Raw genomic sequence first — 23023 nt, forward strand, 5'->3', positions numbered from 1 at the left:
ACCTATAAAAACAATTATCAGGGGCGCCCGGAGCACGGGTCGCCCGAGGTCATTTCAATGTCCAAGCATGCATCCTCTGCTGCCGCTGTTCAGGGTTCCAGTTCGGCTTCGAAAAGCCGCAGCGACAAGGGAAGTCGCTATTTCCAATTGATGTTGCTGGTGCTCGCCGCCGGTGCGATCTACCCGATTCTGTACCTGCGCCAGGTCTATCAAACGACCATGCTCGAGGTGTTCCAGATCAGCCACAGCGAGCTGGGTTATCTGTACTCGATGCTCGGCACGATTTTCCTGCTCAGTTATCTGCCGAGCGGCTGGTTGGCCGACCGTATCGCGCCGCGTTTTCTGATCTTTTTCTCGCTGGTGGCGACCGGCGCGCTGGGGCTGTGGTATTCGACCGCGCCGTCGATGGCCGGGCTGATGATCATCTTCGGTTGCTGGGGGCTGACTACCGGCCTGACGTTCTGGGCCTCGGTGCTCAAGCGGGTGAAGATGATTGCCCATCACAGCGAGCAGGGCCGGTTCTTCGGCATCCTCGATGGCGGTCGCGGGCTGGTCGAAGCGCTGCTGGCAACCGTTGCCCTGGCGTTGTTCGCCTTCGCCACCGAAACCCGTGGCGAGTCGACTGCCGAAGGCTTCAGGCACGTGGTTTACCTCTACGCCTTCACCTGTATCGCCATCGGCTGCGTGCTGGTGCTGATCAAGGACCCGAAGTCGATGGAGGACACACCGGCGGTGGAGAAGGGCAAGTTCAACCTGCTCGCTGACCTGGCGACGTTGGTGAGAATCCCCGAACTGTGGCTGGTCACCGCGATCGTGTTCTGCGGTTATCACATCTTTTGGGCTACCTACAGTTTCTCGGATTACCTGCAAGGCAGCGGCCTGACCGCCGTCATGGCCGGCACCATCACCACCATCAAACTGTGGATGCGCCCCATTGGCGGCATCGGTGGCGGTTGGCTGGGCGACAGGTTTTCGAACATCTCGGTGCTGATCGTCGCGCTGTTGCTGGCGAGTCTGGCAATCGTCGGTCTGATCGTGTTCCCGGCACTCAACAGCATGGGGCTGCTGATCGCGACCGTGATTTTCATCGGACTGATGACCTACGCGATTCGCGGTCTGTACTGGGCGATCCTCGACAGCTGCAACATTCCGCTGCGCATCACCGGACTGGCCATCGGCATCGTCTCCGTGGTCGGTTACATGCCGGATGCGTTTATCCCGTTGATCAATGGCTACCTCACTGAACATTTCCCCGGCGCCCTCGGCTACAAGCTGTATTTCGGCTACATCGCCGCTATCGGTCTGATCGGCACTCTGGCTGCCGTGACCCTGCGTGCCCGGATCAATCGCAACGCTTCGAAAAAGACAGGTGCCTGAGATGAAAGTCGTCGCCCTTGAAACCCATATTGTCGCCGTACCGCCACCGCACATCGGCGGCATGTACTGGCTGTTCGTCAAGCTCAAGACCGACTGCGGCATTGAAGGTGTCGGTGAGATCTACGCTGCCACCTTCGGCCCGAACGCCATGCTGCCGATCATCGAAGATGTGTTCGAGCGCTACCTGCTGAATCAGGACCCGCACCACATCGAACGCTTCTTCCGTCAGGCCTATTCGAGCGGTTTCACCCAGCGTCCCGACCTGACCATGATGGGGGTGGTCAGCGGCCTGGAAATGGCCTGTTGGGACATCATCGGCAAGGCCGCGAACAAGCCGGTCTACGAACTGCTCGGCGGCAAGGTTCACGAACGCCTGCGTTCCTACACCTACCTGTACCCGGTCAACAGCCGTGGCGAGTACGACTACGACGACCCGGACCTGGCCGCCGAATGCGCCGTCGACAACATGAACAAGGGCTTCACCGCCGTGAAGTTCGACCCCGCCGGCCCGTACACCGCGTACTCCGGTCACCAGATCTCGCTGCAAGTGCTGGAACGCTGCGAAACCTTCTGCCGCAAGATTCGCGAAGCGGTGGGCAATCGGTGCGATCTGCTGTTCGGCACTCACGGGCAAATGGTGCCGTCCTCGGCGATTCGCCTGGCCAAACGTCTGGAGAAATACGATCCGCTGTGGTTCGAAGAACCGGTGCCGCCGGGCCAGGAAGACGCCATGGCGCAAGTCGCGGCCAAGACCAGCATTCCGATTGCCACCGGCGAGCGCCTGACCACCAAGTACGAATTCTTCAAGCTGTTGCAGGCTGGCGGTGCGTCGATTCTGCAGATGAACGTGGCGCGTTGCGGCGGCCTGCTCGAAGGCAAGAAGATCGCCAGCATGGCCGAAGCCTATTACGCACAAATCGCCCCGCATCTATACAACGGGCCGATTGGTGCGGCAGCGAGTTTCCAGCTCGCGGCCTGCACGCCGAACTTTCTGATTCAGGAAAGCATCGAGACCTGGGGCGGCTTCCACGCCGAGGTCCTGAAAAAGCCGTTGCAGTGGGAGGACGGCTACATCATCCCGTCCACCGAGCCGGGTCTGGGTGTGGAGTTGAACATGGACGTGGTGCGCAGGCATTCGCCCTATACCGGCGAACGTCTGCACCTGCAGATGGCACCGACTCCGGCTGACGTGAAAGACACATCGCCGGCCAGGGGCTGACGAGGTTTCTAACCCAACCGCAAGACCTGTGGGAGCGAGCTTGCTCGCGATAGCGTCAGTTCAGTCAGCATCAATGTTGAATGCGGCACCGCAATCGCGAGCAAGCTCGCTCCCACAAGGATAGTGCCTGGCTGACAGGCATTCTTTGTACAACGACTTACGCGGTAACCGTGCATGACATACGACTACATCATCGCTGGCGCAGGCGCCGCTGGCTGCGTGCTGGCCAATCGGCTCTCGGCCTCGGGCCAATACACGGTGCTGCTGCTGGAAGCGGGCGGCAAGGACAGTTCCCTCTGGTTCAAGATCCCGGTCGGCTTCGCCAAAATGTATTACAACCCGACCTTCAACTGGATGTATTACAGCCAGCCGCAGAAGCAATTGGGCAATCGTGAAATCTACGCCCCGCGCGGCAAGGTCCAGGGTGGTTCGGGCTCGATCAACGCGATGATCTACGTGCGTGGTCAGGCTCATGATTTCAACGACTGGGCGGCCAACGGCAACGATGGCTGGGGCTTCAAGGATGTGCTGCCGTACTTCCGCAAACTGGAAAACCATCCGCTGGGCGACAGCGAATACCACGGCGGCAGCGGCCCGATCAGCATCACCCCGATGGCCGGCCAGACTCACCCGATCTGTGACGTGTTCCTCAAGGGCTGCGACGAACTCGGCTACCCACGCAGCGACGATTTCAACGGGCCGAAATTCGAAGGTGCGGGCATCTATGACGTCAACACCCGCAACGGTCAGCGCAGCTCCAGCAGCTTCGCCCATTTGCACCCGGCATTGAGCCGACCGAACCTGACGGTCGAGCATTACGCGCTGGTTGATCGGGTACTGTTCGATGAAAGCCGGCAGCGCGCCACCGGTATTTCCATCACCCAGCATGGCGTGGTGCGCACCTTCACGGCGCGCAAGGAAGTGATCCTGTGTGCGGGCGCCGTCGATACGCCGAAGATTCTGCAGCTGTCCGGCGTGGCGGATCGTGCTCTACTGGCCAGGCATCAGATTCCGGTGGTCAGACACCTGCCGGCGGTGGGGCAGAACCTGCAGGATCACCTGTGCGTCAGCTACTACTACAAGGCCAATATCCCGACCCTGAACGATGAACTCGGCTCGCTGTTCGGCCAGTTCAAGCTCGGCGTGAAATACCTGCTGACCCGCAAGGGCGCACTGGCGATGAGTGTCAATCAGGCGGGCGGTTTTTTCCGGGGCGACACGCAGCAGAGCCATCCGAACCTGCAGCTGTATTTCAACCCGCTGTCGTACCAGATTCCGAAAAACAACAAGGCCAGCCTCAAGCCCGAGCCCTATTCAGGCTTTCTGTTGTGCTTCAACCCGTGCCGCCCCACCAGTCGTGGGCACATCACGATTGCCTCGAAAAATCCCCGCGATGCAGCGTTGATCGACCCGAACTACCTGAGCACGCAAAAGGACATCGACGAGGTGATTCAGGGCAGTCGTCTGATGCGCAAAATCATGGGCGCTCCGGCACTCAAGGGCATTACGGTCGATGAAGTGTTGCCCGGACCAGCGGTGGAAACCGACGAGCAAATGCTGCAGTACTTTCGCGACAACTGCGGTTCGATCTATCACCTGTGTGGCTCCTGCGCGATGGGGGCGGATGAGCAGACTTCGGTAGTCGACAAACGACTCAAGGTGCATGGTCTGGACGGGTTGCGGATCGTCGATGCGTCGATCTTCCCCAACGTCACGTCGGGCAACACCCATGCGGCGGTGCTGATGGTGGCGGAGAAGGGCGCGGATCTGATTCTGCAGGATGCGTAATGCGCGGTGACACTTGATCGCAGACGGTTCTCCAGCCTGCGCTAGCCTTTGAATGCCGGCCCTTTTCGGGCCGGCATTGCTGTTTCTGAAGGAATGTTTTTTTGATGCAAGGAGCGACCGATCATGGATGATCTGGTGAAAGAGGTGATTCCTCTGTTGCAGTATCTGATCCCGGGGTTTGTCTCGACCTGGATTTTCTACACCCTGACGGCGTTCAAGCGGCCGGATACGTTCGGTCAGATTGTGCAGGCGTTGATTTTTACGTTTGTGATTCACGGGGCCGTTCTGGGTGTTGGTGAGGTCTGCTTGTGGGTGGGGAGGGAGGGTTTTTCTGTAGGAACGTGGGATTCCAAGGCTGAAACAGCCTGGGCGTTTTTTGCTTCGCTGGTGTTTGGGTTGCTGGCCTGTTGCCTGTCCGTCACTGGCAAGTTACATGGTTGGTTGCGTAGCAGAAACGTAACGAAACAATCTTCCTACCCTAGCCAGTGGTTCAGCGCATTTGCGAAATATGATCGCGTCATCACCCTGCATCTGGATGATGAAAGGCGCGTTCTAGGCTGGCCGGTGGAGTGGCCGCCCGAATCTTCGAATGGGCAGTTTCTGTTGCAATCTCCGTGTTGGCTCAACAGCGATGGAACCGACGTACCTTTTGGTGCTGAATTTTTATTGATAGATTCCGCGAAGGTTAAATGGGTTGAATTCAATCCGATTTCAGAGGGTTCATCATGACCGCCAGAGCGCCACAGCCAATGCCGCCGCACATCGCGCGCCTGTTCTACGGGCCAGATGGGAAACAGTTGGAAAAACCACTGATCAAGGGACCAAAGGCACCTCCACCGCTGAAGCGTTAGTCAATGCAAGGGGGCGATCAACCGCCCCCGGCTTTGCGCTCACCCGAACATCGGTATAACCACTCAGAGCGTCTGCACCAACCAATCCCGAAAGGCCTTCAACGATGCCAACGATTCATTGCGCGCCGGGTACACCAGGTAATAGCTGCGCCGACTGCTGATCGGCTCCCCCAGTTGCAGCAGCTCACCGTTGTGCAATTCATCCTCCACCAGAATTCTCGGCACCAGCCCGATGCCGATATTGGCGCGCACGGCCTGGATCAGGTGCGAGGTCATTTCAAAACTCGGGCCCATACGCATGCTGCGATGAGGCAGGGCGTGATGGCTGAACCATTCACTCCACGCCTGGGCATTGCTGCTGACGTTGAGCAGCAGTTGCCCGGCGATATCCTGGTCGGCCGCGCGACGTTCGGTGTCGGACAGCTGCGAACTGGCAATCACCACCAGTTCTTCGGTGTGCAGGCGATGGGCGGTCAGCCCCGGCCAGTCACCGCCGCCAACACAAATCGCCGCGTCGATTTCACTGGTGTCGAAGTCGATGGCTTCGATGCGTGAATGCAGGTGCACGGTCATGCCCGGGTGCGCGGTGTAGAAGTCTTTCAAACGCGGCAGCAGCCATTTCGAACCGAAGGTCGGCAGTGTCGCCAGTCGCAGGCTGTGAATGCCCGAGCCGAACGCCATGGCCTGCAGGGTGGCGCTGCGGATCTGGCCGAGGGCTTCGGACAGTTCGCGCTGGTACAGGCGTCCGACGTCGGTCAGGATCACCCGCCGGCCTTCACGGCTGAACAGGCGCATGCCGAGCATCTTTTCCAGAATCTGCACCTGACGGCTGACCGCACTCTGGGTCAGCGACAGTTCGTGGGCGGCGCGGGTGTAGCTTTCATGGCGTGCGGCGGCTTCAAACGCCAGCAGCAACGACATCGAGGGAGTGAGGGTTCGTGGATTCATTCGTTTTAGTCATGGATTGCGGGTCGATTTTACGGTTGTCCCGGCATCGCTCTGCAATGAACATAAGGTCTATGAGATGGCGGGAGCGTGACGCAATCATTCGTTGCGCACAACTGTTCACCGCCACACGGCCCGTTTTTGACCGAGATTGCACGCCCGATGATTGCCCAGCTGTCGCCTTCCACCGCGTTGAACACCGATTACCAACAGTTTCTCAAAGCCCTTGAAACCAATGGCTTTCGCGGCGAAATCAGCGCCGACTATGCCAGCCGCGTGGTGCTGGCCACTGACAACTCCATTTATCAGCGTTTGCCGCAAGCGGCGGTATTCCCGCGCGACGCCGACGACGTGGCGCTGCTGGCGCGTCTGATTGCCGAGCCGGCTTACCGGACAGTGGTGATTACACCTCGCGGCGGTGGCACTGGTACCAATGGCCAGTCGCTGACTGACGGCATCGTCGTGGATCTGTCACGACATATGAACCGTATCCTCGAAATCAACGTTGAGCAGCGTTGGGTGCGGGTGCAGGCCGGTGTGGTGAAGGATCAACTCAACGCCGCCCTGAAATCCGCCGGGCTGTTTTTCGCCCCGGAACTGTCGACGTCGAACCGCGCCACCGTTGGCGGCATGATCAACACCGATGCCAGCGGCCAGGGCAGTTGCACCTACGGCAAGACCCGCGACCATGTGCTGGAGCTGCACATGATTTTGCGCGGTGGCGAGCGCTTGCACGGTCGTCCACTGGAAGAAAGTGAACTGGCAGCGGAATGCGCCCGCGAGGGCCGGGCCGGCGAGGTGTACCGCTGTGCGCGGCAGATCATCGATGAGCAGGGCGAGTTGATCCGGGAAACCTTCCCCGACCTCAACCGCTGCCTGACCGGCTACGACCTGGCGCACCTGCGTGAGGCCGACAACCGTTTCAACCTCAACAGCGTGCTGTGCGGCGCTGAAGGTTCGCTGGGGTTTGTGGTCGAGGCCAAGCTCAATGTGCTGCCGATCCCCAGGCACACGATGCTGGTGAACATCCGCTACAGCGGCTTCATGGATGCCCTGCGTGACGCCCGCGCATTGATGGCGCTCAAGCCGCTGTCGATCGAGACCGTGGACTCCAAAGTGCTGTTGCTGGCGATGCAGGACATCGTCTGGCACGGCGTTGCCGAGTATTTCCCGGAAAGCGCCGAGAGGCCGACGCTGGGGATCAACCTGGTGGAGTTCTGCGGCGACGATCCCGAGGAGCTGCAAGGCCGGGTCGAGGCTTTCGTTCAGCATTTGGGCAACGATGCGACAGTCGAGCGACTGGGCCACACGCTTGCTGTCGGTCATGCGGCGGTGAACCGCGTTTATGGCATGCGCAAACGCGCAGTGGGGTTGCTCGGGAACGTTGCCGGTGAGGCGCGGCCACAGCCGTTTGTCGAAGACACCGCCGTGCCGCCGCAACACCTGGCCGAGTACATCGCTGAACTTCGCGAGCTGCTCGACAGCCACAATCTGCAATACGGCATGTTCGGCCACGTCGATGCCGGCGTGCTGCATGTACGGCCGATTCTCGACATGAAGGATCCGCAACAAGCCGCGCTGGTGCGACCGGTGTCCGATGGCGTCGCCGCACTGACCCAGCGTTATGGCGGCCTGCTGTGGGGCGAGCATGGCAAGGGCCTGCGCTCGGAATATGCCCCAGCCTTCTTCGGCGCGTTGTACCCGGCACTGCAAGCCTTGAAGGCGGCATTCGATCCCTTCAACCAGTTCAACCCCGGCAAGATCGCCACGCCTGACATCCCCGGCGCCGCGCTGCTGAAGATCGACGAAGTGACCCTGCGCGGCGAACTCGATCGGCAGATCGACGAGAAAGTCTGGCAGGACTACGGCGCGGCCATGCACTGCAACGGCAACGGCGCCTGCTACAACTTCGATCCCGACGATGCAATGTGCCCGTCGTGGAAAGCCACTCGCCAGCGTTCGCAGTCGCCAAAAGGCCGGGCTTCGCTGATTCGCGAATGGCTGCGATTGCAGGGCGAAGCGGGTGTCGATGTGTTGTCCGATGCCAGTCGCCGTCCGCCGTTTTTCAGCACGTTGCTGCAGCGCTGGCGCAACAGCCGTGCGCAGGAACAAGACTTCTCCCACGAGGTGTACGACGCCATGGCCGGGTGCCTGGCCTGCAAGTCCTGCGCGGGGCAGTGCCCGGTGAAGGTCAACGTGCCGGACTTCCGTTCGCGATTCCTCGAGCTGTATCACACCCGCTACCTGCGGCCGGCGCGGGATTATCTGATCGCCTCGCTGGAGTACACGATCCCGTACATGGCGCGGATCCCGTTTCTCTACAACGGTTTGATGGGGACCTCTTTCAGCCGTCGCTTGCTTGAGCGTCTCGGCGGCATGGTCGATGTGCCACTGCTCAGCCGTTTCGATTTCCACACGGCCATGCGCCGCTGGCAGGTTCAGCCGGCGTCGGTCGAAGTGCTTTCGGCGCTGACTCAGGCGCAACGCGAGCGCAGCGTGGTGCTGGTGCAGGACGCGTTCACCCGGTATTTCGAAGCACCCATGCTGGCGGATCTGATCGAGCTGATTTCGCGACTGGGTTATCAGGTCTATCTGGCGCCGTTCAGCGCCAACGGCAAACCGCTGCATGTGCAGGGCTTCCTGTCGGCGTTCAATCGCGCGGCGTTGCGCAATGCCGGTCAACTTCGCGAACTGGCACAGGCGGGCGTGCCGCTGGTAGGGCTCGATCCGGCGATGACGCTGGTTTATCGCCAGGAATACCTCAAGGTGCCTGGCATGGTGGATTGCCCTGAAGTGGCGCTGGTGCAGGAGTGGTTGCTGAAGGTCATGCCGCAACGGACGGACTCGCGAGAGGGCGAAAGCTTCCGCCTGCTCGCGCACTGCACCGAGAAGACCAACGCGCCCGCCGCGACCCGGCAATGGGAGCAAGTGTTCGAGCGCGTCGGTCTGAAACTGACGACCCAGACCACCGGTTGCTGCGGAATGTCCGGCACCTACGGCCACGAAGCCCGCAATCGCGAAACCTCGGCGGTGATTTACGAGCAGTCCTGGGCGAAGCAGATCGAGGCGTCGGTAGAGAAGGGCGAAGCACTGGCGACCGGCTATTCGTGCCGCAGCCAGGTCAAGCGCCAGGCCGACCGGACGGTGCGTCATCCGTTGCAGGTGCTGTTGGAACGACTGCGTTCTGCTTGAGAACCGTTAGCAGCTGAAGTGGAATTTCATGTTATAAGGTAACGCAAATTGCCGGGCTGTTTACCTGCGGCCCGGTCGAACTCTTCATTCGATTGCGAACCCTTCATGACCCTTGCTGTTCACCGAAACGTCCCGCCGGCGACTGGCCGGCTACTGTCCATTGATGCGCTGCGCGGCCTGGTCATTCTGTTCATGTTGCTGGACCACGTGCGCGAAACCTTTCTGCTGCATCGTCAGGTGTCTGATCCGATGGACATCGCCAGCACGGAGCCGGCGCTGTTTTTCAGCCGGACTCTGGCGCATCTGTGCGCGCCGGTGTTCGTATTGCTGACCGGATTGTCGGCGTGGCTGTTCGGGGAAAAACATGACGGCAAGGCTGACGTCAGTGCTTTCCTGTTCAAGCGTGGTCTGTTCCTGGTGGTGCTCGAATTCACCCTGGTGAATTTCGCCTGGACGTTCCAGTGGCCGCCCACCGTGATCTATCTGCAAGTGATCTGGGCCATCGGCCTGAGCATGATTGCGCTGTCGCTGCTGGTCTGGTTGCCGCGCTGGCTGTTGTTGACGGTGAGCCTGACGATCATCGCCGGGCACAACCTGCTCGATGGTGTGCATTTCGGAACGGAATCGGCGCTGCATGTGCCTTGGGCGATCCTGCATGACCGGGGCTGGATCGAAGTCAGCGAGAGCTTGCGCTTGCGTACGTCGTACCCGTTGCTGCCGTGGATCGGTGTGATCGGTGTGGGTTACGCGTTGGGGCCATGGTTTGCCCGAATGGCCGATGCGGGTGTGCGTCAGCGGCGTTTGCTGATCGTAGGCATCTCCGGGCTGCTCGGTTTTGTGGCGCTGCGGTTGATCAACGGCTACGGCGAAAAACCGTGGTCGATCAATGACAGCAGCCTGCAAACCCTGATGAGCTTTTTCAACATCACCAAATACCCGCCGTCGCTGTTGTTCATCACGCTGACGGTGAGCATCGGTCTGCTGCTGTTGCTGGTGTTCGAGCGTGCACAGGAGCGACGCTGGATTCGCTGGCTGACGGTGTTCGGTTCGGCGCCGATGTTTTTCTATCTGCTGCACCTGTATGCGCTGAAGCTGCTCTACCTGATCGGCGTGGGGTTGTTCGGGCTAAATCAGGGCAGTTATTTCGGCTTCTCGTCGGTGGCGGCTGTGTGGCTAGCGGCGATGGTGCTGGCGATTGCGCTGTTCCCGGCGGTGCACTGGTTCTCCGCACTCAAGGCTCGGCGACGGGACATGGCCTGGTTGAAGTATCTGTAACGAATGAGTCCGGGTTTCCTCACGAACGTGATGTGCATCAAAAAAAAACCGGGCGATGCCCGGTTTTCTCGTATTCAGGATTTAACGGCGATCCAGCCACACCGTCTGGGCATTGCAGAACTCACGTACACCGAAGTGCGACAGTTCACGACCGAAACCGCTTTTCTTCACGCCGCCGAAGGTCACACGCGGATCGCTGGCGGAGTAGCCGTTGATGAACACGCCACCGGTCTCCAGTTCGCTGGTCAGTTGCTGGGCCAGGGCCACGTTGGCGGTGTAGATCGTGGCGGTCAGGCCGAACTCGCTGTCGTTGGCCAGGGCCACGGCGTGGGCGCAGTCGCGGGCGGTGATGATCGAAGCCACGGGGCCAAACAATTCCTGCTTGAACGAAGTCATGCGGTCGGTGACGTCGGCCAGCACGGTCGGCTCATAGTAGTTGCCTGCGCCCTCGACTTTGCTACCACCGAGCAGCAGGGTGGCGCCTTCTTCCAGGGTGTCACGCACTTGCTGGTCCAGTTCGTCACGCAGGTCGAAACGGGCCATCGGGCCGATGTAATTATCGGTGGACAACGGGTCGCCCATCTTCAACTGGCGGGTGGCTTCGACGAACTTGCGTGTGAACTCTTCAACCACGCCTTCTTCGATGATCAGACGTTTGGCCGCAGCGCAGACCTGGCCGGAGTTCTGGTAACGACCTATCACTGCCGCTTGCACGGCTTCGTCGATATCGGCGTCGTTGAGCACGATGAACGGATCGGAGCCGCCCAGTTCCAGCACGCACTTCTTCAGCGCGGCACCGGCCTGGGCGCCGATCGCCATGCCGGCGCGGACGCTGCCGGTCAGGGTCACGGCGGCGATGCGCGGGTCTGCGATAGCCCGGGAAACCCCTTCCGGGGTGACGTTGATCACTTCAAACACACCATCGGCAAATCCGGCGCGCTTGAACGCATCGCGCAGCAGATAAGCGCTGCCCATTACGTTAGGCGCATGCTTGAGCACGTAGGTGTTGCCCGCGATCAGCGCCGGCACGGCACCGCGCAGCACTTGCCAGATCGGGAAGTTCCACGGCATTACGGCAAGGATCGGCCCCAGCGGGCGGTATTCGATGCGCGCCTTGCCGCCCTCGACCAGGGTCGGTTCGGCGTCGAGCATGGCCGGGCCGTGTTCGGCGTACCACTCGCAGAGCTTGGCGCATTTCTCGATTTCGCCACGGGCCTGGGCGATCGGCTTGCCCATCTCCCGGGTGATCATGGTCGCCATGGCTTCGCTGCTGTCGCGCAGAGCACCGGCCAAAGCGGTCAGGGCACGGGAGCGGTCCTGCAGCGGCTTGCGTTTCCACTTGCCGAAACCGAAGGCAGCACGGGTCAGAGCGGCATCGAGGGCCTCGGCGGATTCAAAGGCGTAGTGGCCGATCTGCTCGCCGGTGGCGGGGTTGATCGAAATGGCGTGGGTCTGGCTGGAAATCGGGCTCATGGCATCGTCCTGCGAGTTCATCGGATGCGCTCAGAGTAGGGTGGCGTTCAGTTTCTGGAAACTGAATAATAAAGAGCGTTTCTTTCACGATTGGAGAATGACTGTGGATCTGGTGCAACTGGAAATCTTCAAGGCTGTTGCCGAGCACGGCAGCATCAGCGCCGCGGCGGCACAGATCCATCGTGTGCCATCGAACCTGACGACCCGCATCAAGCAGTTGGAGGAAGATCTCGGCGTCGATCTGTTCATCCGCGAGAAGAGCCGTTTGCGTCTGTCGCCGGCTGGCTGGAGTTTTCTGGAGTACGCACGGCGGATTCTCGATCTGGTGCAGGAAGCCCGCGCCACAGTGGCCGGCGAAGAACCGCAAGGCGCGTTCCCGCTGGGCTCGCTGGAAAGTACCGCCGCGGTGCGCATCCCCGGTTTGTTGGCGACCTATAACCAGCAACATCCGAAGGTTGATCTGGACCTCTCGACCGGGCCGTCCGGGACGATGATCGACGGAGTGCTTTCCGGACGCCTGGCGGCGGCGTTCGTCGATGGCCCGGTGTTGCACCCGGCGCTGGAAGGTATTCCGGCATTCGAGGAGGAAATGGTCATCATCTCGCCGCTGCATCACGGGCCGATCCAACGCGCCGCGGACGTGAACGGCGAGAATATCTACGCGTTCCGCTCGAACTGTTCCTATCGCCATCACTTCGAAAAATGGTTCAGCACCGACGCTGCGGTGCCTGGCAAGATCTTTGAAATGGAGTCCTATCACGGCATGCTCGCCTGCGTCAGTGCCGGCGCCGGTCTGGCCCTGATGCCACGCAGCATGCTGCAGAGCATGCCCGGTTGCGCGACGGTGAGCGTCTGGCCGCTGGCGGCGGATTTTCGCTATCTGACGACGTGGCTGGTGTGGCGGCGGGGCACGGTGTCGCGCAGCCTCAGCATGTTCGTGCGTTTGCTGGAAGAACGTGGCGTGGTACGCGCAGAAGAGGTTTGACACGTTGTGTCATGGCTGTATCTTGAGCGTCTCGTTTCGCAATATAAAAAACTATACAGCGCAAGCGATGCGCGATCAGCCAGAAGGAATCAGCGATGACCACAGCCCTGAGCGGTAAAGAAGCGGTAGGTGAGCGTTTTGTGCTGGAAACCATGCGCCACGCCCAGCAATTGACCTGGAAGGCCGTGGACGAGATCGCCAAAGTGATCAAGCCCGGCATGCGCGAATCCGAAGCCCATGCACGAGGCAAAGAGATTCTCGTCGAACTGGGCATGGACCGGATCTGGCATCCGCTGCTGATCCGCTTCGGCGCCAATACGCTGAAGACCTTCAAGGAGCGCTCAGAAGGCGATCCGGTGCTGGGCGAGGAAGACATTTTCTTCATCGACATGGGCGTGGTCTGGGAAGGCCACGAAGGTGATGCAGGGGCCACGTTCGTCACTGGCTCCGATCCGCAAATGATTGCCTGTGCGGCAGCTTCCAAGGAACTCTTCGACAAGGTTGAAGCCTTCTGGCGCCAGGGCGTAACCGGGGTCGAACTGTATCGCTACGCCAGCGATCAGGCCGAGGCCATGGGCTGGAAGTTGAACCTGGACATCAAGGGCCATCGGGTCAGCGATTTTCCTCACGCGATTTATCGTGGCGGCAATCTCGGGGACTTCGATCAGGCGCCGAATGCAGGTGTGTGGATTCTGGAGATCCAGGTTGAACACCCTGAACTGGCGTACGGTGCTTTCTATGAAGACCTTCTTATTGATTGAAAAAAGTGCCCGGTTCGGTAATCCGCCGAACCGGGCATTTTTTATTGGCCGTCGATGCTGCGGGGCAGATCGAGTGGATTGGCGTCGCGCAACACCTCCGGCAGCAATGCATCGGGAAAGCCCTGATACGCCACCGGCCGCAAAAAGCGCTCGATCGAGGTCATGCCGACCGAGGTGAAGCGACTGTCCGAGGTGGCCGGGAACGGCCCGCCGTGTACGGTGGCGAAAGTCACTTCCTGCGGATGGGCGAAAGCGTTGACCACAATGCGTCCGGTGCGGCGTTCGAGGATCGGCAGCAGACGCCGGGCCAGGTCCAGATCGCGGTCTTCAAGGTGAATGGCTGCGCTCAGTTGACCCTTGAATGATCGGGCGACCCCCAGCATCTCTTCTTCATCGTTGACCGTTACCAACAACGCCGCCGGGCCGAACACTTCATGGGCCAGCGCCGGTTCGCTGAGCAGGCGTTGGCCATCCACTTCCAGCAGCGCCGAGCGGCCCTCCAATGGGCCATCCGCTGGCGCGCCGACTGCCACCAGATTCGCTCCGACGCTTTCCATTGCCACCAGCCCTTTGACGTATGAACCGTGAATCCCCGGGGTCAGCATCGTGCGTGCCGGCGCATCGCTGATTCGTTTGATCATGGCGCTGCGCAATGCCTGCAAGCCATTGCCCTTGACTGCGATCAGGATCGACGGACACAGGCAGGCTTGCCCGACATTGACCAGCATCCGCTCGGCAAAACCGTCACCGATCTCTGCGCCACGTGCCGCCATTGCTGCGGGCAGGATGAAGGTCGGGTTGACGCTGGTCATTTCGGTGAACACCGGAATCGGATCAGGACGCAACTGTGCACGACGATAAAGCGCCATGCCGCCCAGTTCCGAACCGGTGAAGGTCACTGCCTTGATGAGCGGGTGATCGACCAGCGCCTCACCGATGGCATTGCCGCTGCCGCGCAGCATGGAGAAAACACCTTCGTGCAAACCGTGCGCCTGCACGGCCTTGCGAATGGCGCGGGCCTGGATTTCCGAGGCCCCGGGGTGGGCGTTGTGGGCCTTGAGAATCACCGTCGCACCGGCCGCGAGTGCCGAGGCGGTGTCGCCGCCGGCCACCGAATAGGAGATCGGGAAGTTGCTGGCGCCGAAGATCGCCACCGGGCCTATCGCGATTTTCTGCAGGCGGTGATCCATGCGTGGCCGTGGCTGACGCTCAGGTTGCGCCGGGTCGATGGCCAGTTGCAGGAAGCGACCTTTGCGCACCACGTCGGCGAACTGGCGGAACTGGATAGCGGCCTTGGCGGCTTCGCCTTCCAGTTGCGCTTGGGGCAAACCGGTTTCCAGTGCGGCGCGGGCGGCCAGTTCCTCACGAACGGCGTCGAGGTTGTCGGCGATACTCTCCAGAAACGCCGCGCGTTCGGCCAGCGAGGTATGGCTGTAGCTGTCGAATGCCGCGTCGGCAAGGGTTGCAGCCTGATCGACCTGGGCCGCGCCGCCAAAGGCGAACTCTGGTTCGATCAGTTGATTGGTTGCCGGATTCAGCGCTTTCATCGTGCCCTCGGTGGCGGGGGCGTCAGAGGCGCCAATCAGCAGGTGGCCGGTCAGACTCATTTCGACTCACCCTGAGTGTCGAGGCTGGCAATCAGTTCGTCGGTGGTCGTGACGATATGGGCGAAGGTCGGGCCGTTGAGTTCATGGGCCGCGTGCATCATTTCCTCCTTGAAGGCGGCAGTGGCGTCGCGCACCAGCGTGACGTGATAGCCGAGTTCCGATGCATAGCGCGCTGTGGCTTCGATGCAGGTGTTGGCCAGCAGTCCGACGATGATTACGTGGGTGATGCTTTTTTGTTTCAGGCGAAAATCCAGGTCGGTGTTGGCAAAACCGCTGGAGCCCCAATGCTCCTGAGCGATGATGTCGCCATCCTTCGGCGCAAAATCCGGGTGCCATTCACCGCCCCATTCGCCTCGAGCGAAGTGGTGCATGTGCATGATCTTGTTTTGGGTGGGTGTCGGGTGATCCCAGTTCTCATAGTCGCCTTTGACCCAGCGGTGATGCGGTACGATCACCACCGGAATCTGCAGGCCCCGCACGGCGCGGTCGAGTTTGCGCAGGTTGTCGAGCAAGCCGTTCTGATCGGCGATGGGTTTGATCAGCGGAAAGATCTTGCCGCCGTCCGAGAGGAAATCGTTGTAAGGATCGACCAGCAGGTAGGCAGTTCTGTCGAGTGGATAGAGAGGTTTCGACATGACGATGTACTCCGGCAATGAGAGTGATCGATGCTCAGGGCTTGTTCCCGCATCGTGTTGATATGATAATCATAGTGACTGTAGGAGAGGCAAGCCCTGATGGCTGTAAACGATAGTCTTCCCGATACGCTGTGCCCGATTTCCCGGGCCGAGGCGATCGTCGGCGACCGCTGGACGGTGCTGGTTTTGCGCGAGTTGTTCATGGGCAGCCATCGCTACGACGAGATCCAGGCCCAGACGGGCGGTACGCCGCAGATGGTCGCCGCCCGTCTGAAAAGCCTGGAGGCGGATGGACTGGTCGAGCGTCGCTTGTACAACGAGCGGCCGAAACGCTACGAGTACCACCTCACCGCGAAAGGAGAGGCGTTCTACCCGGTGGTGATTGCGTTGCGCGCCTGGGGCGAAACCTGGTGCAAGTCGCCGGAGGAGGGGCTGGCCGTGAACATGACCCACAAAAACTGCAACCACAGCGCCGGCCTCGGACCGCTGTGCGACCACTGCGGGGAACTGTTGCGGCGCGAGGATCTGATCAGCCAGCCGCAAGAGGCGTACGCCGCCGAACGACAGGCGCGGCGTGAGGCGTTCAAAAACAAATGACCGGCATCAAGGCGTGCCGTTTCGTCCATGCAATCGGTAAGCGGGGCGCTGGCTCAAGCGTTCGTAATAAGCGCTCACCGCCGACAGGTGCGGATGCTCCAGCGGCGTCTCGAACCAGCGATTGACCGACAGGCCGACAGGGATGTCGGCGAGGGAAAACTGCTCGCCGCTGACGTAGGCTCCGGTCTTTTGCAGCTGTCGGTCGAGGATCTCCATGTGCCTTGCCCACTCCAGGCAACCGGCTGCAAGTGCGGCGCTGTCCTGATGTGCAGGTGACTTGCGCACCAGCGACACGAACGCGTAGGACCAGGATTTGTTCAGCTCCGAAGCCTGCCAGTCGATCCATTGATCCACCCGCGCGCGGGTGCGTGCTTCGCTCGGGTAAAGGTGTTCGCCCTGGTATCGCGAAGCCAGATAGCGAATGATCGAGTTCGATTCCCACAGCGTGAAATCATCGTCCTGAATGACCGGCACCATCGCGCAGGGATTGAGTGCGAGGAACTCCGGTGTCAATGTCGATTGAAAACCTGAACCCCAGTCCTCGCGTTCGAAGGGAAGGTTCAATTCAGCACAGGTCCAAAGTACTTTGCGCACATTGATCGATGAGGCTTTGCCCAGAATTCGCAGCATGGGATTTCCATCTCCGGTTGTCGTCGGGCTTAAAGAAATATCACAACGCAAGGCAGAAGGCCCGCACGGGGCGGGCCTTGTTTGTTCAGTTCGCTGACTTCAGAGGCTGCCCGCCAGTTTCCCGGTCATCAAGCGCCGGCGATAAGCACTGTCACGACTGGCCAGCCAGAAATACAGCGGCGACGTCACCAGCAACCCCACCAGCCAGGAAAGGTCCGCGCCGTTGATGTGCGCCGACACCGGGCCGACATACAGTGGCGTGTTCATGAACGGAATCTGCACCACGATGCCGATCGCATACGCCAGCAAGGCCTGCGGGTTGTAGCGGCCATAGATACCGCCATCGACCTTGAAGATCGAGTCGATGTCGTACTGACCCTTGTGGATGGCGTAGAAGTCGATCAGGTTGATCGCCGTCCACGGCACCAGTACGACCAGCAGCACCAGCACCATGTCGACGAAGTGGCCGATGAAGTCCGACGACGCACCCACGGCGGTGAAGCAGCAGGCCAGCAGGACGATCAGCGAAATCACCGCACGGCTCTTCGCGGTCGGAATCCAGCGGTAAGCAAAGGTCTGCACCAGGGTGATCAGCGACAGCACCGCGCCGTACAGGTTGAGGGCGTTGTGGCTGATCACGCTGAGCAGGAAGAGCACCAGCATCAACGGGCCGATGGCGCCGGTGGCGAGTTTCACGGCGTCCATGGTGTCCATCCCCACCGGGGTGGCCAGTACGGCGACTGCACCGAAGATGAACGACAGGCTGGAGCCCAGCGCAGAACCGAGATAAGTGGTCCAGAACGTCGCAGCCACCGGTACATTCGCCGGCAGATAGCGTGAGTAGTCCGACACGTACGGCGCAAACGCGATCTGCCACAACGCTGCCAGCGATACGGTGGCAAGCCAGCCCGAGAGATTGAAACTGCCACGGGTGAGGAAGTCAGCCGTCTGCACATGCGTCAGGATGTAGCCGAAGCCGATCACGATGCCGATTCCCAGCACCCAGGTGCCGATGCGATTGAGCACATGAATGAACCGGTAACCGATGATCCCTATGATTCCCGACCCCAGCGCACCGATGACGATACCCACCGGCACCGGAACGCTGTCGACCACGCCATGCAGGGACTTGCCGGCCAGCACGATGTTGGAGGCGAAGAAACCGATGTACATGACGCCGGCAATCAACACCACCAGCAGTGCACCGAGGGAGCCGAATTGCGCGCGACTCTGGATCATCTGTGGAATGCCCATCTGCGGACCCTGCGCCGAGTGCAGCGCCATCAGCACACCGCCGACCAGATGGCCGACCAGAATGGCGACGATGCCCCACACCAGATTCAGGTGAAACAGCTGCACGCCGAGGGCGCCGGTGACGATGGGCAGCGGCGCGATGTTGCCGCCGAACCAGAGGGTGAACAGATCCCGAACCTTTCCGTGGCGATCTTCGGGCGGCACATAGCCGATCGTGTGTTTCTCAATGAGCGGTGCGGACGTTGTTGCAGAGGTGGCCATGACGAACTCCAAGGCAAGGACGAGTACGTGGACGTACTTCAGTGAGCGCCGGCACGGACGGCGCATTTCTTGTTGGGGTTGATCATGGGCAATGCCCGGAGAGAGATAAATTAGTTGTTTTGTTGCTTCAGGCGTTAAAAAAACGAGGCTCTCCGGTCAGGTGAAAACGCTCTGTTTCGAGTGTTTCAGCGCCATGAACGACAGCGCAGCTGATCTCCATCGGAGCAGCTGTCTGTCGGTGATATTGCGGCCCGGCTGCGGATATGGATCCTCTACCCGGTCCGGTATTTTCAGAGACGAATCGAAGTCAGCATCCGTTGCAGCATCTGGTCGCAAGCCTTGAGTTGATCGAGGCTGACGAACTCGTCCGGCTTGTGGCCCTGGTCCATGCTGCCGGGGCCGCACACCACCGTGGGAATGCCCACCGCGTTGAACAGTCCGCCTTCAGTGCCGAAAGCCACCGTGCCGAAATCTTCCGAGCCACAGAACGCCGCGATCCATTCGGCGGCCTGGCTTGCGGCATCGGTGGCAAGGCCCGGATAGGCAGACAATTCGCTGAAACGGATATCGCTCTGCGCGCTGACGGCCCGCATGCGCGGCAGCATTTGCTGTTCGGCATAGACCTTGAGCTGCTGCGCTACGACCGCCGGATCCTGCGAGGGCAGGGCGCGGATTTCGAAGTCGAAACGGCAATCGGCGGGGACGATGTTCAACGCCTTGCCGCCAGTGATCACGCCGGTCTGCACCGTGGAATACGGCGGGTCAAAGCGCGGGTCGAGGTGTTCAGCCTTGAGCTGCCGGGCGATGCGTCCCAGCTCACCGATCAGTTCGGCGGCGCATTCGATGGCGTTGACCCCGAGCGGCGCGTAGGCCGAGTGACAGGCATGACCCTGGACGTCGCAGCGCATCGCCAGTTTGCCTTTGTGTCCGAGCACCGGTTTGAGTTCGGTCGGCTCGCCGATGATGCACAGCAGCGGTTTGACCGGACGTTGTGCCAGCACCTTGAGCAGCGACCGCACGCCGAGGCAGCCGACTTCTTCGTCGTAGGACAGGGCGATGTGTACCGGCCTGCGCAACGGCACTTCGATCAACGACGGCACCAGGGCGAGCACGCAGGCGATGTAGCCTTTCATGTCCGCCGTGCCACGACCGTACAGCTTGCCGTCACGCTCGCTGAGTTTGAACGGCGGCACCGTCCATGGCTGGCCATCGACGGGCACCACATCGGTATGTCCCGACAGCACGATGCCTGGCTGATCGGTCGGCCCGATCGTGGCGAACAGGTTGGCCTTGCTGCGTTCATCGTTGTAGATCAACTCGCACGGCACATCGAAACCTTCGAGGTAATCGCGCACGAAATCGATCAGTTGCAGGTTGGACTCGCGGCTGGTGGTGTCGAACCCCACCAGCGTCTTGAGCAACGCGACGCTGTCGCTCATCGGTCGTCTCCGGCAACCCCGTAGCCCGGCGCCCTGGCCGGATCGAGGGCGCGGTCGATGTAGTCCTGCAGCTGCGGACGATAGGCGTCCCACAGTTTTTGCAGTTGGCCGATCGGGTCTTCATCGGCCCAGTCCACCCGCAGGTTGACGATCGGCCAGGTCAGCTCGCCGACCACGACCACGGCTGCCGAATGCACCGGACCCGCTTCACCGCCCAAGGCCTGGGCGGCGTGCAGAGCCTTGAGCAGGCGGTCGGCCAATTGGCCTTCGCCTTCTTCGAACGCGCTGACCATGGCTTCGATCACCGAGCGTCCGGCAAGCATGTTGCCTGCCGCCACGCATTGCTCGCCCGACACTGCGTTATGTACCCCGAGGGTTTGCGTACCGCTGAAATGCGCGGTCTGGCCGAGGTGGTTGATCGCCGTGATTTGTCGATACTGGCTGTAGCCGTTGCGGGTCAGCACCTTGTCCAGCGCCGCCTCGGGCGCCAGGCCTTGCTCCATCAGGGCGAGGACTTCCGGGCCGAGAGAGGGCAGGGTGATGTTCTGGCTCGACACCGCGCCGACACCCGGCAACAGCCACGGGCAGCGGGCGCCGACGGCGATGCTGGAGGAACTGATGGCGATGCCGAACTGACCGGTTTCGGGGCAGCGGGCGGCGATGGAAAATGTCATGTGTGGCCTCCTTTCGCTAAGGTCGAATTACTCGGGAATCACCGCAACCACATCGATCTCCATCAGCCATTGCGGCTGTCCCAGGGCCGACACCACCAGCCCGGTGGAGATCGGGAACACGCCCTTCAGCCATTTGCCGACCTCCTGATACACCGGCTCGCGATAGCGCGGGTCGATCAGGTATGTGGTGGTCTTGACGATATGGCTCAGGTCGCTGCCGGCCTCTTCGAGCAATTGTTTGACGTTGCGCATGGCTTGTTCGGCCTGGGCCCGTGGATCGCCGAGGCCGATCAGGTTTCCGTCGAAGTCGGTACCGACCTGACCTCGGACATACACGGTGTTGCCGGCGCGCACGGCCTGGCACAGGTCGTTGTCCAGGGTCTGGTTCGGGTAGGTGTCCTTGGTGTTGAACATGCGAATGCGGGTGTGGGTTGGCTGACTCATGTGAAGCTCCTGACGAAATCGGACCCGGCGCGATGGGCGCCGGTAATGAAAGGGGGAAATCAAGCGTCGACGGTGTCGGCGGCTTTGTTGTGCAGTGCGGCTTCGCGTTGCTCGGCGTCGCGATAGGCCAGGTATTTGCGCTGGGTGGCGATGTGGTCGGCCACATGTTTGGCGTCGTGCCACACGCCCCAGATGAACGACGAACCCCGTCGCGACTGCCACGGCAGGCCGAGGAAATACACACCGGCTTCGCTGGACACGCCGCGCTGGTGCTGTGGCTTGCCGTTGTCATCAAACGCCGCGACCTTCAGCCACGAATAGTCCACTGCAAAACCGGTGGCCCAGATGATCGAGGTGATGCCGGCGGCGGCCAGATCGAGACTGGTAAGCGGATTCTTCACGCATTCAGGGTCCGGATAGGTTTCCCGGGCCTCCGGTTCCAGCGGCAGATCCAGACCATTGCGTTCGATGTAGGCATCGGCAGCGTCCAGCAGCGCGAGGTAGTTCTCGTCGCCACGCTTGAGGTTGTCGCGCAGGTCCTGTTTGAAGGTCACCACGCCGTCGCTGAACGATTCGGTAACGCCGACCAGCGTCATGCCGCGATGGGCCAAGCCACGGAAATCGATGGTGCGGCCACCGTGGGCGCCGCTGACCGCAATGGTCACGTGTTCCCGACCGGGTTTCATCGCGGCCTGATCCCACTCGCCGAGTACGCCGAGCCACCAGCAGAAATCGCGATTGCGGTAAGCGCGGGGAGGGCGGTCGTGGGCGCCGACCGAGAGGTAAACCTGCTTGCCCGAACGCTGCAATTCATCGGCGATCTGCACGCCCGACGAACCGGCGCCCACCACCAGCACCGCGCCGGCCGGCAGTTGCTGCGGGTTACGGTAATCGGCCGAGTGAATCTGCAGCAGGCGTTCATCCTTCGGTGCAATGGCCGGGATCACCGGGCGCTGGAACGGGCCGGTAGCGGCGACGACCCGAGCGGCTTCAATTACACTTTCGGAGGTCTCGACGGTGAAACCTGGACGACCGACATTGCGCACAACGCTTTTCACCTCGACGCCGGTGCGGATCGGCGCATTGAATTTTTTCGCGTAGGCCTCGAAGTAGTCGGCGACGCGCTCCTTGTGGGCGAAACCATCGGGATCGACGTCATCGAATTCCATCCCCGGAAAGCGGTCGTGCCACGCCGGACCGTTGGCCACCAGCGAATCCCAGCGCCCGGTGCGCCAACGTTCGGCGATGCGGCTGCGCTCCAGCACCAGGTGCGGCACACCGAGTTTGCTCAGGTGTTCACTCATGGCCACACCCGCTTGACCGGCGCCGACAACAAGCGTGTCTGTTTTTATTATTTCAGTGGTCATCTCTGATCCCTTCTCACGAGGCGTTGGATTCAGGCCGTGGTCGACCTGTTCTCTGTGCTTGGGATCAGACTAGGGAGGGGGTTGTTCTCGGTAAAATATTATTAAGCTGGCATGTGAAGATAAAAACGTGATGCAGAGACGTGAAAGCCCCGTAAATGCGGGGTTTCGCCATGGCACCGGAATACGGGACAACGATAAAAAAGGGCCGCCGACAGGTTTGTCGGCGGCCTTTTTTCACGCGTGCTCAGC

19 protein-coding genes are annotated in these 23023 nt (G+C 61.0%); 9 read left to right on the forward strand and 10 right to left on the reverse strand.

From position 1 onward, the window contains the following. The first annotated feature begins 57 nt into the window (after nucleotides 1-57). The 4 genes from BBF94_RS15100 to BBF94_RS15115 all read left to right on the forward strand — a co-directional run bounded on the left by BBF94_RS15100 (nucleotide 58) and on the right by BBF94_RS15115 (nucleotide 5113). A complete protein-coding gene (locus tag BBF94_RS15100; protein WP_065259791.1) occupies nucleotides 58-1377 on the forward strand; it encodes an MFS transporter in 1320 nt (439 codons plus the stop codon). Between the two features lies 1 nt (nucleotide 1378). Further along, entirely contained in the window at nucleotides 1379-2596 is a 1218-nt protein-coding gene (locus BBF94_RS15105; RefSeq protein ID WP_065259792.1) for a mandelate racemase/muconate lactonizing enzyme family protein, read from the forward strand. Between the two features lie 174 nt (nucleotides 2597-2770). Then, nucleotides 2771-4384: a GMC family oxidoreductase gene (locus BBF94_RS15110; RefSeq protein WP_065259793.1), complete on the forward strand. Its 1614-nt coding sequence runs from the start codon at nucleotides 2771-2773 to the stop codon at nucleotides 4382-4384. Between the two features lie 123 nt (nucleotides 4385-4507). Beyond that, nucleotides 4508-5113, forward strand: coding sequence for a DUF6338 family protein (locus BBF94_RS15115; RefSeq protein WP_065259794.1), 606 nt, complete (start codon nucleotides 4508-4510; stop codon nucleotides 5111-5113). 185 nt (nucleotides 5114-5298) lie between these two features. Here BBF94_RS15115 and BBF94_RS15120 read toward each other — a convergent pair whose 3' ends face one another. Then, nucleotides 5299-6183, reverse strand: a complete 885-nt coding sequence (locus BBF94_RS15120) for a LysR substrate-binding domain-containing protein (protein WP_065259795.1) — start codon at nucleotides 6181-6183, stop codon at nucleotides 5299-5301. 159 nt (nucleotides 6184-6342) lie between these two features. Here BBF94_RS15120 and ydiJ point away from each other — a divergent pair, with 159 nt between their 5' ends. Together ydiJ and BBF94_RS15130 are read left to right on the forward strand one after the other, a co-directional pair. Next, nucleotides 6343-9372 (forward strand): D-2-hydroxyglutarate dehydrogenase YdiJ, encoded by a 3030-nt coding sequence (ydiJ, locus tag BBF94_RS15125; protein ID WP_065259796.1) that lies wholly within the window; start codon nucleotides 6343-6345, stop codon nucleotides 9370-9372. Between the two features lie 105 nt (nucleotides 9373-9477). Continuing rightward, nucleotides 9478-10647 carry a DUF1624 domain-containing protein gene (locus BBF94_RS15130; protein ID WP_065259797.1) on the forward strand — a complete coding sequence of 390 codons (1170 nt, stop codon included), beginning with the start codon at nucleotides 9478-9480 and terminating at the stop codon, nucleotides 10645-10647. An 81-nt stretch (nucleotides 10648-10728) separates the two neighbouring features. Here BBF94_RS15130 and BBF94_RS15135 read toward each other — a convergent pair whose 3' ends face one another. Next, entirely contained in the window at nucleotides 10729-12120 is a 1392-nt protein-coding gene (locus BBF94_RS15135) for an aldehyde dehydrogenase family protein (protein WP_065259875.1), read from the reverse strand. A gap of 103 nt (nucleotides 12121-12223) precedes the next feature. Here BBF94_RS15135 and ptrR point away from each other — a divergent pair, with 103 nt between their 5' ends. Beyond that, nucleotides 12224-13105, forward strand: coding sequence for a putrescine utilization regulator PtrR (ptrR, locus tag BBF94_RS15140; RefSeq protein WP_065259876.1), 882 nt, complete (start codon nucleotides 12224-12226; stop codon nucleotides 13103-13105). A gap of 95 nt (nucleotides 13106-13200) precedes the next feature. Then, nucleotides 13201-13866: a M24 family metallopeptidase gene (locus BBF94_RS15145; protein ID WP_065259798.1), complete on the forward strand. Its 666-nt coding sequence runs from the start codon at nucleotides 13201-13203 to the stop codon at nucleotides 13864-13866. A 41-nt stretch (nucleotides 13867-13907) separates the two neighbouring features. On the opposite strand, the gene BBF94_RS15150 is transcribed toward BBF94_RS15145, so the two are convergent. Both BBF94_RS15150 and BBF94_RS15155 read right to left on the reverse strand, forming a co-directional pair. Further along, nucleotides 13908-15473 (reverse strand): aldehyde dehydrogenase (NADP(+)), encoded by a 1566-nt coding sequence (locus tag BBF94_RS15150; RefSeq protein WP_065259799.1) that lies wholly within the window; start codon nucleotides 15471-15473, stop codon nucleotides 13908-13910. Beyond that, nucleotides 15470-16108 (reverse strand): isochorismatase family cysteine hydrolase, encoded by a 639-nt coding sequence (locus tag BBF94_RS15155; RefSeq protein WP_065259800.1) that lies wholly within the window; start codon nucleotides 16106-16108, stop codon nucleotides 15470-15472. The genes BBF94_RS15150 and BBF94_RS15155 overlap by 4 nt, the downstream gene beginning before the upstream one ends. Nucleotides 16109-16207: 99 nt before the next feature. Here BBF94_RS15155 and BBF94_RS15160 point away from each other — a divergent pair, with 99 nt between their 5' ends. Next, on the forward strand, nucleotides 16208-16705 hold the full coding sequence (locus tag BBF94_RS15160; RefSeq protein WP_065259801.1) for a winged helix-turn-helix transcriptional regulator: 498 nt from the start codon (nucleotides 16208-16210) through the stop codon (nucleotides 16703-16705). A gap of 6 nt (nucleotides 16706-16711) precedes the next feature. Here the strand turns inward: BBF94_RS15160 and BBF94_RS15165 are convergent, their stop codons facing one another. From BBF94_RS15165 to BBF94_RS15190, 6 genes are all read right to left on the reverse strand, one after another. Beyond that, the gene (locus BBF94_RS15165) at nucleotides 16712-17335 is read right to left on the reverse strand and encodes a glutathione S-transferase family protein (protein ID WP_065259802.1); all 624 of its coding nucleotides are present in this window, start codon (nucleotides 17333-17335) and stop codon (nucleotides 16712-16714) included. Nucleotides 17336-17434: 99 nt separating this feature from the next. Continuing rightward, nucleotides 17435-18850: a purine-cytosine permease family protein gene (locus BBF94_RS15170; RefSeq protein WP_065259803.1), complete on the reverse strand. Its 1416-nt coding sequence runs from the start codon at nucleotides 18848-18850 to the stop codon at nucleotides 17435-17437. 290 nt (nucleotides 18851-19140) lie between these two features. Continuing rightward, nucleotides 19141-20289 (reverse strand): acetylornithine deacetylase, encoded by a 1149-nt coding sequence (gene argE / locus BBF94_RS15175; protein ID WP_065259804.1) that lies wholly within the window; start codon nucleotides 20287-20289, stop codon nucleotides 19141-19143. Further along, nucleotides 20286-20963 (reverse strand): DUF1028 domain-containing protein, encoded by a 678-nt coding sequence (locus BBF94_RS15180; RefSeq protein ID WP_065259805.1) that lies wholly within the window; start codon nucleotides 20961-20963, stop codon nucleotides 20286-20288. The genes argE and BBF94_RS15180 overlap by 4 nt, the downstream gene beginning before the upstream one ends. A 27-nt stretch (nucleotides 20964-20990) precedes the next feature. Beyond that, entirely contained in the window at nucleotides 20991-21407 is a 417-nt protein-coding gene (locus tag BBF94_RS15185; protein ID WP_065259806.1) for a RidA family protein, read from the reverse strand. 59 nt (nucleotides 21408-21466) lie between these two features. After that, nucleotides 21467-22774: a flavin-containing monooxygenase gene (locus BBF94_RS15190; RefSeq protein ID WP_065259807.1), complete on the reverse strand. Its 1308-nt coding sequence runs from the start codon at nucleotides 22772-22774 to the stop codon at nucleotides 21467-21469. Nucleotides 22775-23023: the final 249 nt, after the last annotated feature.

Origin of the sequence: Pseudomonas bananamidigenes (assembly GCF_001679645.1) — a bacterium.
Classification (GTDB): domain Bacteria; phylum Pseudomonadota; class Gammaproteobacteria; order Pseudomonadales; family Pseudomonadaceae; genus Aquipseudomonas; species Aquipseudomonas bananamidigenes.

What these genes read in the sequence shown, in the direction of transcription:
- BBF94_RS15165 (WP_065259802.1), bottom strand. Translation starts at nt 17,335, where the DNA reads ATGCTGCGAATTCTGGGCAAAGCCTCATCGATCAATGTGCGCAAAGTA.
- BBF94_RS15110 (WP_065259793.1), top strand. Translation starts at nt 2,771, where the DNA reads ATGACATACGACTACATCATCGCTGGCGCAGGCGCCGCTGGCTGCGTG.
- BBF94_RS15115 (WP_065259794.1), top strand. Translation starts at nt 4,508, where the DNA reads ATGGATGATCTGGTGAAAGAGGTGATTCCTCTGTTGCAGTATCTGATC.
- BBF94_RS15190 (WP_065259807.1), bottom strand. Translation starts at nt 22,774, where the DNA reads ATGACCACTGAAATAATAAAAACAGACACGCTTGTTGTCGGCGCCGGT.
- BBF94_RS15180 (WP_065259805.1), bottom strand. Translation starts at nt 20,963, where the DNA reads ATGACATTTTCCATCGCCGCCCGCTGCCCCGAAACCGGTCAGTTCGGC.
- BBF94_RS15170 (WP_065259803.1), bottom strand. Translation starts at nt 18,850, where the DNA reads ATGGCCACCTCTGCAACAACGTCCGCACCGCTCATTGAGAAACACACG.
- BBF94_RS15135 (WP_065259875.1), bottom strand. Translation starts at nt 12,120, where the DNA reads ATGAGCCCGATTTCCAGCCAGACCCACGCCATTTCGATCAACCCCGCC.
- BBF94_RS15150 (WP_065259799.1), bottom strand. Translation starts at nt 15,473, where the DNA reads ATGAGTCTGACCGGCCACCTGCTGATTGGCGCCTCTGACGCCCCCGCC.
- BBF94_RS15120 (WP_065259795.1), bottom strand. Translation starts at nt 6,183, where the DNA reads ATGAATCCACGAACCCTCACTCCCTCGATGTCGTTGCTGCTGGCGTTT.
- BBF94_RS15130 (WP_065259797.1), top strand. Translation starts at nt 9,478, where the DNA reads ATGACCCTTGCTGTTCACCGAAACGTCCCGCCGGCGACTGGCCGGCTA.
- BBF94_RS15185 (WP_065259806.1), bottom strand. Translation starts at nt 21,407, where the DNA reads ATGAGTCAGCCAACCCACACCCGCATTCGCATGTTCAACACCAAGGAC.
- BBF94_RS15160 (WP_065259801.1), top strand. Translation starts at nt 16,208, where the DNA reads ATGGCTGTAAACGATAGTCTTCCCGATACGCTGTGCCCGATTTCCCGG.
- ydiJ (WP_065259796.1), top strand. Translation starts at nt 6,343, where the DNA reads ATGATTGCCCAGCTGTCGCCTTCCACCGCGTTGAACACCGATTACCAA.
- BBF94_RS15155 (WP_065259800.1), bottom strand. Translation starts at nt 16,108, where the DNA reads ATGTCGAAACCTCTCTATCCACTCGACAGAACTGCCTACCTGCTGGTC.
- BBF94_RS15100 (WP_065259791.1), top strand. Translation starts at nt 58, where the DNA reads ATGTCCAAGCATGCATCCTCTGCTGCCGCTGTTCAGGGTTCCAGTTCG.
- BBF94_RS15105 (WP_065259792.1), top strand. Translation starts at nt 1,379, where the DNA reads ATGAAAGTCGTCGCCCTTGAAACCCATATTGTCGCCGTACCGCCACCG.
- argE (WP_065259804.1), bottom strand. Translation starts at nt 20,289, where the DNA reads ATGAGCGACAGCGTCGCGTTGCTCAAGACGCTGGTGGGGTTCGACACC.
- BBF94_RS15145 (WP_065259798.1), top strand. Translation starts at nt 13,201, where the DNA reads ATGACCACAGCCCTGAGCGGTAAAGAAGCGGTAGGTGAGCGTTTTGTG.